Annotated in this window: 16 protein-coding genes; 6 read left to right on the top strand and 10 right to left on the bottom strand. The window is 64.9% G+C overall.

Features of this window, described 5'->3' with window-relative positions:
- Positions 1–2: 2 nt before the first annotated feature.
- Complete coding sequence (locus AB0O44_RS15665) at positions 3–1,643, bottom strand: relaxase/mobilization nuclease domain-containing protein (RefSeq protein ID WP_364138944.1); 1,641 nt, start codon at positions 1,641–1,643, stop codon at positions 3–5.
- The gene (gene mobC, locus AB0O44_RS15670) at positions 1,640–2,038 is read right to left on the bottom strand and encodes a plasmid mobilization relaxosome protein MobC (RefSeq protein WP_011689583.1); all 399 of its coding nucleotides are present in this window, start codon (positions 2,036–2,038) and stop codon (positions 1,640–1,642) included. The genes AB0O44_RS15665 and mobC overlap by 4 nt, the downstream gene beginning before the upstream one ends.
- Before the next feature lie 247 nt (positions 2,039–2,285).
- Here mobC and AB0O44_RS15675 point away from each other — a divergent pair, with 247 nt between their 5' ends.
- Positions 2,286–2,594, top strand: a complete 309-nt coding sequence (locus AB0O44_RS15675) for a hypothetical protein (RefSeq protein WP_364138945.1) — start codon at positions 2,286–2,288, stop codon at positions 2,592–2,594.
- A 338-nt stretch (positions 2,595–2,932) separates the two neighbouring features.
- On the opposite strand, the gene AB0O44_RS15680 is transcribed toward AB0O44_RS15675, so the two are convergent.
- From AB0O44_RS15680 to AB0O44_RS15700, 5 genes are all read right to left on the bottom strand, one after another.
- Positions 2,933–3,193, bottom strand: a complete 261-nt coding sequence (locus AB0O44_RS15680) for a helix-turn-helix domain-containing protein (protein ID WP_364139000.1) — start codon at positions 3,191–3,193, stop codon at positions 2,933–2,935.
- A gap of 32 nt (positions 3,194–3,225) precedes the next feature.
- Complete coding sequence (locus AB0O44_RS15685) at positions 3,226–3,489, bottom strand: hypothetical protein (protein WP_364138946.1); 264 nt, start codon at positions 3,487–3,489, stop codon at positions 3,226–3,228.
- Positions 3,479–3,934, bottom strand: a complete 456-nt coding sequence (locus AB0O44_RS15690) for a hypothetical protein (RefSeq protein WP_364138948.1) — start codon at positions 3,932–3,934, stop codon at positions 3,479–3,481. The genes AB0O44_RS15685 and AB0O44_RS15690 overlap by 11 nt, the downstream gene beginning before the upstream one ends.
- 70 nt (positions 3,935–4,004) lie before the next feature.
- A complete protein-coding gene (gene ssb, locus AB0O44_RS15695) occupies positions 4,005–4,538 on the bottom strand; it encodes a single-stranded DNA-binding protein (protein ID WP_364138949.1) in 534 nt (177 codons plus the stop codon).
- A gap of 25 nt (positions 4,539–4,563) precedes the next feature.
- A complete protein-coding gene (locus AB0O44_RS15700) occupies positions 4,564–4,830 on the bottom strand; it encodes a glutaredoxin family protein (protein WP_011689577.1) in 267 nt (88 codons plus the stop codon).
- 433 nt (positions 4,831–5,263) lie between these two features.
- Between AB0O44_RS15700 and AB0O44_RS15705 the strand changes: the two genes are divergently transcribed.
- Positions 5,264–5,491 (top strand): DUF2188 domain-containing protein, encoded by a 228-nt coding sequence (locus AB0O44_RS15705; protein WP_364138951.1) that lies wholly within the window; start codon positions 5,264–5,266, stop codon positions 5,489–5,491.
- 309 nt (positions 5,492–5,800) lie between these two features.
- Here AB0O44_RS15705 and AB0O44_RS15710 read toward each other — a convergent pair whose 3' ends face one another.
- The 3 genes from AB0O44_RS15710 to AB0O44_RS15720 form a co-directional block, all read right to left on the bottom strand.
- Positions 5,801–6,259 carry an SRPBCC family protein gene (locus AB0O44_RS15710; RefSeq protein WP_364138953.1) on the bottom strand — a complete coding sequence of 153 codons (459 nt, stop codon included), beginning with the start codon at positions 6,257–6,259 and terminating at the stop codon, positions 5,801–5,803.
- A 58-nt stretch (positions 6,260–6,317) separates the two neighbouring features.
- A complete protein-coding gene (locus AB0O44_RS15715; RefSeq protein WP_364138955.1) occupies positions 6,318–6,764 on the bottom strand; it encodes an SRPBCC family protein in 447 nt (148 codons plus the stop codon).
- Positions 6,765–6,871: 107 nt separating this feature from the next.
- Positions 6,872–7,258 (bottom strand): MerR family DNA-binding protein, encoded by a 387-nt coding sequence (locus AB0O44_RS15720; protein ID WP_364138956.1) that lies wholly within the window; start codon positions 7,256–7,258, stop codon positions 6,872–6,874.
- A gap of 143 nt (positions 7,259–7,401) precedes the next feature.
- Between AB0O44_RS15720 and merA the strand changes: the two genes are divergently transcribed.
- From merA to AB0O44_RS15740, 4 genes are all read left to right on the top strand, one after another.
- Positions 7,402–8,829 (top strand): mercury(II) reductase, encoded by a 1,428-nt coding sequence (merA, locus tag AB0O44_RS15725; protein ID WP_364138957.1) that lies wholly within the window; start codon positions 7,402–7,404, stop codon positions 8,827–8,829.
- Between the two features lie 177 nt (positions 8,830–9,006).
- Positions 9,007–9,579 carry a carboxymuconolactone decarboxylase family protein gene (locus tag AB0O44_RS15730; RefSeq protein WP_364138959.1) on the top strand — a complete coding sequence of 191 codons (573 nt, stop codon included), beginning with the start codon at positions 9,007–9,009 and terminating at the stop codon, positions 9,577–9,579.
- A gap of 11 nt (positions 9,580–9,590) precedes the next feature.
- Positions 9,591–10,274 carry a haloacid dehalogenase type II gene (locus tag AB0O44_RS15735; protein WP_364138961.1) on the top strand — a complete coding sequence of 228 codons (684 nt, stop codon included), beginning with the start codon at positions 9,591–9,593 and terminating at the stop codon, positions 10,272–10,274.
- A gap of 141 nt (positions 10,275–10,415) precedes the next feature.
- A complete protein-coding gene (locus tag AB0O44_RS15740) occupies positions 10,416–13,028 on the top strand; it encodes an AMP-binding protein (RefSeq protein ID WP_364138963.1) in 2,613 nt (870 codons plus the stop codon).
- Positions 13,029–13,199 lie beyond the last annotated feature (171 nt).

Here is a 13,199-nt window from a genome sequence, read left to right on the forward strand (position 1 = left end):
CCCTATCGGTCCTGGCCCGGCCCGGTGTCGCGTCGGCTGGGCTGGAAAGTCTTCGCCGGCGTCGCCGGCGTCGGTGTCTGAGGCACTGCCGATCCTGGGCGGATCGGCGCCACTCCGCGCCGGGCAATGTCAACGGCCCTGGCCGGCGCGGCAGCACCGGTCACGGCTTGCTGCTCGGCGCCTACCAGGACCGGTTTCGGCATGGTGGCGGTGAACGGTGCCAGCTGCTGTTCCACTACTGCCCGGATGCGCTGGGCCTCACGGATTCGGCCGGACTGCTGATGCATTTCGTAAACCGCAAACGCGGTGTTGATCAGCTGGACCATAAGGGCTGTCTGCGCCGCAGACTTGTTCTTGCTGGACGCTGCCATGAACAACATGGCAGTGCCCGCAATGGAGGGCAGAGCGACCGGCTTGCCGTGCTGGCGCGGCGACCGGAGCTGGGCCGTGCGGGACAGTTCCGCGGCGGTGGCGGCGAGCGGTCCGGGCGTTGTTTCGAGCCGGTGGGACCATGCTGCGAAGGCACCGGAGACGTCCCGTGCTGCTTTCGCCCAGGTCGCGTGATCGTCGCGGGGAATGGACCGCAACTGGTCTGCCAGGGCGGTCGCGTTCCGGGTGTATTCGACCCACAACTGTTCCGGCGGGGTTCCGTTTTCGGGACCGGTTTTGGAGACGGTGCGGCGGTTGCGGGCCGCGGCGTTCCACTCTGCTGCAGCAGCGGTAGCGAGCTGAGGTGAGTCCATCCAGTTCTCACGCAGGGCGCCGAGCTTGAGGTCCGAGGCGAGGGTGCCGCCGCCGAACCAGATGGGCCGTTGTCCGGGCTTGGGTCGTTCGGCCACGGAGTAGCCGACGATGACGTCTGTGGTGTTCTTTGCGTAGCGCGGGCGCACGAGCAGCCCGGTGTCGCGGGCCCGGCGGACAAACTCATCTTCGGTCGCTGAGGCGCTTGCACTGGCGCGTACCTTTCGTGCCAGGGAGGCACGGTGCATCTCGCGTTCGTCGCGGACAGCGGTGGCCTTCTCGGCGCGGTCGTAGCCGCGGGTGGCGTGAACGCTGGAGAGCTGTTCGAGCCCGTACTTGACCTCCAGCTCACGGCAGGTCTGCTGTGCCTTCTTGTAGTCGCCGTGGGTCGATGCTTTGGTGCCGTCTTCGCGGATCAGGGACACGGCCAGGTGGATGTGGTGGTTGCCGTTCTCGCTTGTGCCGTGGTTGATCGCCGCCCACCGGCACTGTGCCTTGCCGCTGGCTTCGGTGAAGCCCATGGCGTCCACGAAGTCGTTGGCAATGTCACCCCACTGCTGGTCGGTCAGCGAGCCTTCTTCGGCGCGCAAGCTCAGGGAGCAGTGCCACACGCTGGCGTCCTTGTAGCCGACGTGAATGCGTTCCTTCTTGGACGCATCCCACTGCATGTCTTTGATCTGGACGGACACTCCGTACGCCTTGCGGGGCTGGTCCAGGTGCTTCGCAATGGCCAGGGCGTCGTCGCGGTCCAGGACGCCGTCGTCGTACCACGCCATGATCGCGGCGTCGCCGGCGACCAGGTGCGGATCGGTGTGTGCGTTCTTCGTCTTGTTCTCATCGGTCGACGCGAGGTAGACCATGAGGCCGCTCATCCGGGAGCCGCGGGTGATGTTCGGGATCATCCCTGCATCAGCCCTTCAATGGTCCGGTCGATACGCATCGCTACGGACCGGATGTGCTTCAGCGCTTCCCGCGCTTCGGCCGGGAATTCGCTGGTGGCGTTGGCCTGGCGGGCGAGCTGGTTGATGTTGTTCGACGAACGAGCCAAGAGATTGTGCAGGGACATCAGTTCGGCAATGGCGGCTCGCCGCTCCACCGTCGTTTCCTGCGCGTCAGAAAGCGCGGAACTGATCAGCAGATTCGGGACAGTCACCTTGTCCCGAGCGGCGCGGGCAACCAGAGCCGCTTCCTCTTCGGCAGTGACCCACAGGTCACGGCGCTTCTTCGTCCCAGCGGGCGAATTCTCGCGGCGGCGGCGCGACAGATTGAAACGGCGGGGAGCTTGCTCATCCGACATTCAATCCATCCCTTTCCTGACCCAGCGCAGCGACCCAGAAACCGGGGACCACACTGACAAGTGTGCCGCACTCGACCGCCAGTGTCGAGCGCGTCAAGCCACTTACACCCGTGTAAGTGTATAGCTTGCTCCGCAGGACTGGCTTTTCGCTCTTCGGTTACCGCTAGCGGTGGTGACCATCGCACCGTCGCTGTTCCGGGTGCAGTAACTCCGGCCTAGTGTCGGGCCCACGCGTTAGGCTGGGTGCATGGCAACCATCGACATTGAACAGACACGCAACCAGGCCAAAGCACTTCTTGACTCCCGTATCGAGTCCGTCACGGACCTGGTCAAGACGCGGCAACGGATCGCTGACCTCCGCGAGCAACTTGCCGAGGCAGAACGCGAAGACAAGCGGGCCTACGTACGTGCCACGAAGGACGGCTGGAGCCCGGAGGAACTGAAGAAGCTGGGCCTGGAATCCGCCGCTGCCGGTCGCCGACGCAAGAACGCCACACGCACCACAGCGGCGGCCTCCGATGCCGCCTCCGGCGGCGAAGCCAGCGACGAACAGTAGCGTTCCCCTCGCCCACCTGGGCACGGCAAAAGCCCAACCGCTCCGCTGCTTTTCCCGCACACAGGGGGACGACGGGACCCACCTGAGCGGCTGCACACAACCGCCGGGGAACCACATCCCGTCGGCGCGCCACAGGGACCGGCGGCCGTGCACAGCCTTGACCGCTTGTGCTCGCCTCCGGCAGAGTTTCCCATGGTCCAAGAGGGGCGCTACCGTCCGGCGGCCGTGCGCCCTGCTGGGTCTTTTCCAGCCTTAGACGCAGCGGTCAAAAAGGGCCTCAACGCAGTGAAGGCCGGCACCTTGAGGGTGCCGGCCTTCGTCTGTTTTGAGTGCCTTGGTCAGTCGTCTTCGGTGACGTGATCTTGGGGAATCTGTCCAGCGGCGATGCGCTCCGCGGTCTTTGCGAATGCGCCTTCGATGTAGGCGGCAAGATCACTTTCCCGGACCCTCCAAATCCCGCGTCCACCAAATTGGCCTGCAGGAAGTTGCCCGCTGCGGACCAGGGCGTAGACCAGGCTGCTCTTGACGTTCAGGATCTCCTGGACTTGTTCCAGGGTTAGCATTTTTGACAGGCCAGGCTCGACCTGGGGCGCGGGCATGTTGTTCACGTCATCAGTCCATTGACCCATGGTTACTCGTCCTCGTTCCTGTGCCGTAGCTCGTCCCTTGTGCGCTGCCCTCTGCGCAGCGATCCCGGCGGAACGGGGTCCCATTTCATGCCCTGGTGGTGTTTGCGCTGAAGGCGTTTCACTTCCCGCATCGTGGCCCTCACGATGAAGTCGGACACGCTCGCATCGCCCTCGGCCCCTCCGGCGGCTAGGAACGCAGCACGGACCTGGCCCGCCTCGTCCTCGCTGAAGTACGGGGTGAACGCAGCGGTCTTCCTAGACGGCACGAAGGCTCCGCGGCCACGCGTGCAGGGTGTCCAGATAGCCGGGGTGCAGGGTCGGGATGCCATCCTCGCTGAACCGAATATCGGAGTGCTGGTGGCTGCCGCCGGCGTGAGCGAACGCGGCCAGCACGAGGTCCAGCTGCTTCCGGTCCAGCCCCGGCAGGGTATCGCCAAGGACCACAGGAATGTCGGCGCCGAGGGACGCTGCGAGCTGCAGGAACCGGCTCTCCCCGCCCGAGTACGCTCCGGACTTGGCATCCTCGCCGAGAGCTTCGAAGTCGATCCAGGCGTTCTCTTTGCAGCCTTCAGGAGACGTGCCGGCGGCGTGCACCCACGGGTAGCCGATGGCAGCGAAGCGGCCCTCGAATGCACGCAGCAGAAGCTCCGTTGCGGCCTCGAGAGTGTGGGAGCCTTTGGCCCAGGCGCGGAGGTCATCTTCGTGCGTCATGATCTTCCTTCGGTTGGATGTCATTGTGGCGGTTTGGTGCAGCGTACCTGCAGGCTCGGACCGCGGTTCGTTAGTCGGCATGGAGGCCGGCAGCGGAAGGTGCGATGCGCCCCTCCGGGTTGGCGGTCAGCCCGAACCAAAGCTCGTCGTCGGCATAGGCCCGGCTGCTCAGGACGAAGTGGTCGGCCGGGTGGATGTCCTCGTGCTGGCGGTCATCTTCAGCGGCGTCAGTGTCGGCCTTCGGAGACCGCTGCACGGTCGCTGTCGCGTAGCGCAGCGAAGCACCGATTTCCTCGACGTCGAACTCGATCACTCTCCGCTCCTCCCCCGCCTTGGTGGTGTAGCTGCGCGGCTTCAGTACCCCGGTGGCGATGACTCGTGTTCCTTTGGCCAGGGACGCTGCGGCATTCTCTGCCGCGCCTCTCCAGATGCTTGCCCGCAGGTACAGGGTTTCCCCGTCCACCCAGGCGCCGCGGGTCTGGTCGAACGTCCTGGGTGTGGAAGCGATGGTGAAGTTGGCAACGGCCGTGCCGGCGTCGGTGAACCGCAGCTCGGGATCCGCGGTGAGGTTTCCGGTGACGGTGGCGCCGGTTTCTCCTGACATAAGAGCCCTTCCCTGCCTTCCCGGTTCAGGCTTCGGTGCCGTGGGATTCGATGGCGATGATCTGTTCGATGCCGCCCGGGTTCAACCCTGACCAGTGGTTCTCCGTGCCGTCCTTGTCGTAGACGACGACGGGAACCTGGGAGTAGCCGAGCTCTTCGGTGATGTACTCGAAAGCGGCCTGGTTGGTCGTGACGTCGACCTCCCGGAAGGGTACGCCGGCCTCGGTGAATTTCTGCTTGGTCTTGGTGCAGCCAAAGCATCCGGCGGGCTTGGTGTAGATGGTCAGGGTCATTGTTCAGTCCTCGGTTTCGTATCACTTCAGTTAGGTTCGTCTGCTTCTCCAGCTACCTCCATTCTACCGCGCATTCATGTGAATGAAAACGGCTTTTCCCTTTGTTCTAGGGGTTTTCTACCAGCAAGGGTGAGGGCGGCAACTGTGGAGTGCTTGCCCTGGTTGCATTCTCGTCCCTGCCGACGACAACTCCCCCACCGGAATGGGCCGGACCCGGGCGCTGAAGTCTTGGACCATGGGAAAGGTATCCGGCGCGCCGGGCGGCGCATGGGCTTGAAAACTAAGCATGCTTGTTACTAGGTTGGTGTCAGCTTCTCCGACCATCCCCCATTGAGACGGGGAAGCCATGGAAACGCCCCGCGGTCCCCCAGTGCTGCGGGGCTTTTCGCTATCCAAAGTCAGGGAGCAGGACCGAACGGCAAAGGAGTGTGCAATGGCTCAGGGAGACATTGAGACGTACTACGAGGGTGACCAGTGGAAGAACAAGCGCGAGGGTACTGATCGGGCTTTCGGGGCCGGCTACAGCACCAAAGAGGATGCGGTAGCGGTTGGCCGGGACGCGGCCCGGGTCGACAAGGTAGAGCACATCATCAAAAACCAGGACGGCGTGATCTCCGAGAAGAACAGCTACGGCAACGATCCAAGGAACGTTCCGGGCTAAGCCAAGGAGTTGCCCCCAGGGCAGCGACGGACAGGAGGGAGGGGCCGATGGATGGCCCCTCCCTTTACCGTTCGAAGCCGCTGTTGCGGGTGTGGTCATGGGTAAATCTGGAGGGACCGGACGAGGCCGGGTGTGCTTGTGGCGGCCTTCCGCCGCCTGGTGACGCCGGGAATCTGGCCGCTTGAAGACGGCGCATCCGTGCGACGTCCGGGGCTACCTCCTGCTCCGCAGCCTGGGCACCTTGTTCCGGAGCTGGCTTGGAACGCTGCTGTGGCGGTACGGTTGACGCGCCCCCCCGCTCCCAAGCAGCTAGCCCGCCGCCCCTACTCCCGGCACGTTCTGCTCCAGAACCTCTTTGAGAGCGCTCAGCTGAGCCACCTCGCTGCGCATGGTCCGGGCGATCATTGGTCCGGCCAGTTTCATCAGGCCTTTAGGCTGGAGCTCAAGGCTGAAACTCACCTCCGTTGCCGCGGCCACCGGGGTGAGGCGGTATTCACCGGATGGCCGCGCGGGACCAGCGACTACTTGAAAGCACAACCGGTTATATGGTTCTGCGACGGTGATTTCATAGTCACCGTCGACGGGCTGGCCACCCGGACCCGCGAGTTTCTGGGCATACACCGCCCCGAAAGCACCGGCAACGCCGCTCTTCAGGCTGATCTCCTTTACGCCGGAGCGCCAGAGGGGGTTGTTGAGGCCGTCGGCAAGGAAGGCGTAGACCTCTTCCGGGGAGCGGTCGATGATGATTTGATTCGCTGCGTGAACCATAAACTTCCTTCCTAGAGGCATAAGCCCACATCAGGCGCGGCGGGCCGTCGCCTCGACCTTACGTTGAAGGAAGAGACTTTTCGAGGATTCGCTTGAGTGCCGCCAGATCCTTGCGCATGGCGCGCCGCATCAGGGGTGCCATGAAGACACCGCCGAGTGCCGAGAAACCTGTCGGCACTCCGGTGTTCTGCAACCACATTCGCGTCGACCCGTTTTCCTCCGACCATGAATAGGTCGTCCGCATGGGAAACGGTCCGTTGCTGGACTGCATGACAAGCGTCCTGTCCGGATCGAATTGAACGACCTCGTAGACGTAGTCGAGGTTTCGTCCCAAAAATCGGGCAGTGAAAGCGACACGGGAGCCCACGGCGAGCGGTTTGGGCGTATGCCACGTGGCCCGGTGGATGTTTGCATACCAGGCGGGAGCGTTATCCGGATCTGCCGCGAATGCGGCGACGTCTCTCCGCGGAGCGTGAATGAGGATGCTCGTACTGACGTTAACCATGATGAATACTCCGTCGCGTGGTGTCAGCGGATGCCGCGGAGCGGACCGGTGAACGCTATCAGATGACCCGCGGAGATGCGGGCCCATCAACCAACGTTAGCCACTGGTTAGAGGTAGCTGCATATCTGCTTGGCGTCGCAGCTTTCCGGGCCGGCTTCTGCGGCCTTGAGCTGGTCGGCGAGGGTCGTTCGGAGAGCCCGGAGCTCCGAGATTTGGGCGTTGACGGCCTCGAGCTGGTCCGCGAGCCGGTCGCGGACTTGGGAGCAGGGCCGTGTCCCGGCATCGTGCACGGCCAAGAGGGCTCCGGCCTGGTCCAGGCTCAGGCCAGCGGCCCGGGAGCGGCGGATGAACGTCGCCCGTTGGACTGCCCATTCGGGGTAGTCGCGGTATCCGGCCGAGGTTCTCCCGATGGCGGGGAGGAGGCCTGCGTCCTCATAGAAGCGTAGGGTCTTGGCGGTCGTGCCGGCTGCGGCCGCGGCCTCTGATATGCGCATCGTGTGCTCCCGTCCTTCCCGAGATGGGTCCTGAGTGGTCTAACCGGCGGCGGCCCTCCGGTATGCCCGTACTTGACCTTCCAGTGGCTGGAAGGCGCAGAATCGGTGTCGAAACAGCGGTGACACAACGGGAGGGGTCGAGGGTGCACGTCGAGGAGTATGACCTGGTTGTCGTCGGGTCGGGGAGCGCGGGTTTCGCTGCGGCGATCCGGGCCACGGGCCTGGGACTGCGGGTCGCGATGGTCGAAGCAGGGACGATTGGCGGAACCTGTGTAAACACTGGATGCGTGCCGTCCAAGGCCCTTCTGGCTGCGGCGGCCGCGCGGCACTCTGGCGCGGACGCGGGACGTTTCCCGGGGCTGGTTCCCGCAAATGTGGATCTCGACGTGGCCGGCCTCATGGCCGGCAAGGATGCTCTGGTCGGCTGGATGCGCCAGCAGAAGTACCTGGACCTGGCCGATGACTACGGCTGGGACATCCACCGCGGGACCGCGGTGTTCGCCGGAACGGCCGACGAACCGGTGCTCGAGGTGACCGGCAACACCGGGGGAAGTGTGGTGCTCCGGGGACGGCATTACCTGGTCGCGACCGGTTCAGCGCCGTGGGTGCCGACCCTGCCCGGGCTCGAAGAGGCGGGCTACCTGACGTCCCAGACCGCAATGGAGCTCAAGGAGGTACCCGAGTCGCTGCTGGTCATCGGCGGAGGGTACGTCGCCGTGGAGCAGGCCCAGCTGTTCGCCCGTCTCGGTTCCCGGGTCACGGTGCTGGCACGCTCGCGGCTGCTCTCCGGCGAGGAACCCGAGGTCTCCGGTGCCCTGTCCGCTGTTTTCCAAGAGGAAGGCATTTCCGTCGTCCAGGGTGTTGTTCCCACCGGTGTGCGTACCGAGAGGGGCAGCTTCATTCTCACGGTCCGTGCCGGCACTGCGAATCAGGAGTACCGGGCCGAACGCGTCCTGATGGCCACCGGCCGCCGCCCGAGAACGTCCGGGCTGGGCCTGGCCGGGGTCGGTGTGGCTACCGGACCAGGCGGCGAAGTCCTGGTCGATTCCCGGTTGCGGAGCGCGAACCCGCGCATCTGGGCGGCCGGCGACGTCACAGGCCAGCGGGCGTTCGTCAATGTCGCCGCAGCCCACGGGGCCCTTGTGGTGGATAACGCTTTCACCCCTGCCCGTCGGGAAGCCGATGACTCCCAAGTGCCCCGGGTAGCGTTCACCAGTCCCGCGGTCGGGGCGGTGGGGCTTACAGAACGAGAAGCCGCGGACGCGGGACACAGGTGCCAGTGCCGGGTGTTGCCGCTGGAGTTCGTACCGAGGGCGCTGGTGAACCGGGACACCCGTGGATTCATCAAGATCGTCGCCGAAACAGGCACCGGGCGGATCCTGGGCATCACAGCGGTCGCCCAGGACGCCGGCGAACTCGCCGCCGCGGGGGTCCACCTCATCGCCGCGCCCACCACAATCCATGAGGTCGCCTCCCGATGGGCACCGTACCTCACGATGGCCGAAGGGCTGAAGATCGCCGCCCAGTCCTTCACCGCCGACGTCTCCCGGCTCTCCTGCTGCGCGGTATGAATCCGGCCCGACGCGGGTACCCGCCCGCCGGATGTTTAAGTGCGCACGCCCTAACAACACGTTACGTCGGAAGGTCGATCTGAGGATCGCCCGAGAGCCCACGTGAACAGAAACGCCGCAGCACGGCGCCGCAGGAACCTCGTTGAATGCATGCAAGGAAATGAAAAGGAGACACCTATGCCCCGTATCCCAGTCCACACCCTCGAGACCGTCCCCGAAGCCTCCCGCGAACACGCCGAACGCCTCACGACGAAAATGGGCCGGTTCATGAACATCCACGCCGGAATGGCCCACTCACCTGTAGTCATCGCCACCTACCAGGGCATGCAGAAAGCGTTGGCCGACAATGGCACCTTCGACGCACGCACCCGCGAGGCGATCGCCCTGGCCGTGGGCAACCAGAACGGCTGCGACTACTGCCAGGGCGCCCACACTGTATCGGCCCGCAGGGCCGGGTTCGACGACGTCCAGATACTCGCGCTCCGGGCAGGAGAAGTCGACTTCGATGACCGTCTCGCAGCCCTGACAGAGGTCACCCGGGCCGCCGCAGCCGACACCGGCAACGTTCCCGACCCCCTGTGGCAAGCCGCCCTGAACGCCGGCTGGACCGACACCGAGCTTGCCGAGGCTTTCGCCCACATCGCAGTGAACCTGTTTACAAACTACTTCAACCACTACGCCCACACCGAGCTCGACGTCCCCCCAGCCGAACCACTCACAGCCCGACTCCACCAGACGCACAGCACATAGGAGGCCCAAACATGGCCAAAATGCCGGAAGTGATCGTCTTCGACGTCAACGAAACCCTCTCCGACATGTCCCCGATGGGCAGCCGGTTCGCCGACGCGGGCGCCCCGGAAGCATTGGCGAAGCAGTGGTTCGCTACGCTGCTGCGCGAGGGCTTCGCCCTGGCCGCGGCTGGCGATGCAGCCCCGTTCGGTCAGATCGGCGCCGAAGTCCTCGCGGGGCTCCTGGAGGACGCAGGCGTGCCCGACCCGGCGGGCACTGCCCGGCACCTCGCCGGATCCGTCGCCGAGCTTCCCCTGCACCCGGACGTCTCCGACGGGGTGCGGGCTCTCCGAGCGGCAGGACGCCGGCTTGTAACCCTCACCAACGGCTCGGCGCAGGTCGCAACGAGGCTTCTGAACGCTGCCGGGATCCGCGGCGCGTTCGAGGCGGTGCTCTCCGTCGAGGACGCACCTGCCTGGAAGCCGAACCCCTCGTCCTATCGGCATGCCGCCCAGCACTGCGAGGCGAAGGAAGAGGACATGATGCTGGTAGCCGTCCACCCCTGGGACATCCACGGCGCCACCCGAGCCGGCTTACGGACTGCCTGGGTCAACCGCAGCGGTGTCATCTACCCTTCCTACTATGAGCCCCCGGAACTGACGGTCACGTCCCTGACCCACCTTGCCGCCGAACTATCAGCCGGGCGTGACCGGTAAGCCAACTAACAGCCGAGCGCGGAAGCGAGGCATATGTGCCCCGCCGCAATGCATCCTGCGCAGTTGCGGACGCACCGAAATTACACAAGACTTTCGTTTCGTAATTTCATTTAGGGGAGCCTAAGCTAATATCATCTATCGGTGATCACACAGCTTGACTTCGAGACGGTTCCTTTCGCCGCTGCCCTGGCCATCCACGGGGAGCGGTCCGCCATTTTTACAGACACCGTGGTGATCAGCTACCGGGAGCTTGCTGAACGCGTTGGCGACCTGGCCTCCCGGCTCGGGACCGAGCGGCGCCTTGTGGCGCTGACTGCGGCCAACGATGTCGACTCGCTTGTCGCCTACCTGGCATCGATGGCGGCGGGTCACCCCCTGATCCTCCTGCCCGGTGACAAGCCCTCCGCCATGGCATCCATCATCGAGTCCTACGACCCGGACGTCCTACTCCGCAGCGGTGACGGACGCGTGGTCATGGAGGAGCGCCGGCCCGGCACGAGTCATGAACTGCACCCGGAGCTCGCTCTCCTGCTCAGCACCTCCGGCTCCACGGGCTCCCCCAAACTGGTCCGCCTCTCGCACGCCAATTTGCAGTCGAACGCGGAGTCGATTGCGGAATATCTGGGAATTTCGCCGGATGACCGTGCCGCGACGACCCTGCCGATGTCCTACTGCTACGGCTTGTCGGTGATCAACAGTCACCTGCTTCGCGGTGCCGGACTGGTCCTCACAGACCTCTCCGTGGTTGATCCGTGCTTTTGGGAGCTCTTTCGAAATCGCGGGGGGACGGCGTTCGCGGCCGTGCCGTACACCTTCGAGCTGTTGGAACGCGTGGGATTCGCGGAGATGGAACTGCCCGCACTCCGCTACGTCACCCAGGCCGGCGGCCGGTTAGCCCCGGACTCGGTCCGGCGCTTCGCTGAGATCGGACGCCGGAAGGGCTGGGATTTGTTTGTCATGTATGGCCAGACAGAGGCCACAGCCCGCATGGCGTACCTACCGCCGGATCTCGCTGCCACCGTCCCAGGCGCGGTTGGCGTTGCCGTGCCGGGCGGCTCGTTTCGAATCGACCCCGTGGCCGGCCTGGAGCACGGCGAACTGGTCTACACCGGACCCAACGTCATGCTCGGCTACGCCGAGAGCCCGGCAGACCTCGCCGCGGGCCGAACCATTACCGAACTCCGAACCGGGGATCTTGCCCGGAAGCATCCCGTAGGGGTCTACGAAGTGGTGGGACGGCTCAGCAGGTTCGTCAAGATCGTCGGCCTGCGCGTGGATTTAGGGCAGGTGGAACGCAGCCTGGCTCGAATCGGCGTACCAGCGGCCGCTGCAGGAACGGACGACGGAATCGTGGTGGCCGTCGAGGGCGACCACGACACCCGATTGTTGGGCAAGGTCCTCGCCGAGGACATGGGCCTGCCACGCGGATCGCTAAAGCTCCACACCGTTCAGCAGCTCCCGCGCCTGGGCACGGGCAAACTGGATTACCATTCGGTACTGGCACTGTCCGCGCCCGAGGGCGGCCCGGCGGAGCCGGCGCCAGCCCCTGGACTGGCTACCGCCGGCGGCGGCAGTGTGCGGGAGATTTTCCAGGACGCTCTCGAGTTGGATGACATTGCCGACGGCGACACCTTCGTCTCCCTCGGCGGGGACTCCTTGTCCTACGTCGCCGCATCCGTCCGGCTCGAGCAGGCTCTGGGCCACCTTCCGAAGGACTGGCACGTCACACCGGTCCGTGCCCTGGAAGGGTGCGCTACGAAGCCGCCGGCGTCGAAACAGCGGCGCGTCTTCGTGCCGCTTGAAACGGGTATCGTGCTGCGGGCTGTGGGCATCGTCATGATCGTCGGCACCCACATCGGCCTTTTCAAGTGGCAGGGCGCCGCCCACGTGCTCCTGGCCGTGGCCGGATACAACTTCGCCCGCTTCCAACTCTCCGGGGAACGGATGCCGCGGCTTCGCCGGCAGCTGGGCAGCGCGGCGAGAATCGTCGTGCCCAGCGTCGCGTTCATCTTCTTCGCGTATCTGGTGACCGAAAACTACAGCACCGCCAACATCCTGCTGCTGAACGCGATCATCGGACCCGAGGACGTGACCACTCAGTGGCATTTCTGGTTCGTCGAAGTCCTTGTCTACTTGCTCCTGGCCATGACCGCCCTTCTGGCCATTCCGTGGGCCGACCGGGCAGAGCGACGTTTCCCCCTGTTATTCCCTTTGGCCTTAACCGGCGTAGGCCTCCTCACCCGCTACGAGATAATTCACCCGGGCGTTCCACACACTGCCCCCGCCCTCTGGCTTTTCGCCCTCGGCTGGGCCATCGCACGGTCCCGGACGGTGGCGCACCGCTGCGTCGTGTCGGCCATCGCTTTACTGACCGTCCCGGGGTTCTTTGACGACGCGTTCCGGGAAGGAACACTCATCGGCGGCATCCTTCTGCTCATCTGGCTGCCCACCCTTTCGGTACCGAAGGTCCTACGCCGGGCCGCGGTGGTGCTGGCCGGCGCCTCGCTTTTTATCTATCTGGTTCACTGGCTGGTTTATCCGCCACTGGCTTCGATAAACCCTGTCCTCGCGGTCGTCGCCTCACTCGCCGCAGGGATTGCTTATTGGGCGCTGTGGACACGAATATCGAGTGCTCTCCGGCGGTGTGGGTCCGCCGCGTCAGCGATCATACGTTCCGCACGTAACGAGAGGATCGATGGCTCCGGGTCTTCAATCCTCCCGGTTCTTGGCAGAAAACCGGGCCGCCCGGATTGAGATGGCAACGCTGTCAGGCCAAAGGATTGCCGATCCGGCAGCGAAGGCTCTGGGTTATGTATGACGTGCGCTGCGGCAAATCACCGAGTTGGAGCATTTTCGGTGGGGTTAGCTGCGATGGCGTTACAGCCTGCTGTGTCATCGCGGAGTGTCCGCGGATGCCGTTTGGTG

The sequence above is a fragment of the Arthrobacter sp. NPDC080082 genome, assembly GCF_040686595.1.
In the GTDB taxonomy this organism is placed as follows: Bacteria; Actinomycetota; Actinomycetes; order Actinomycetales; family Micrococcaceae; genus Arthrobacter.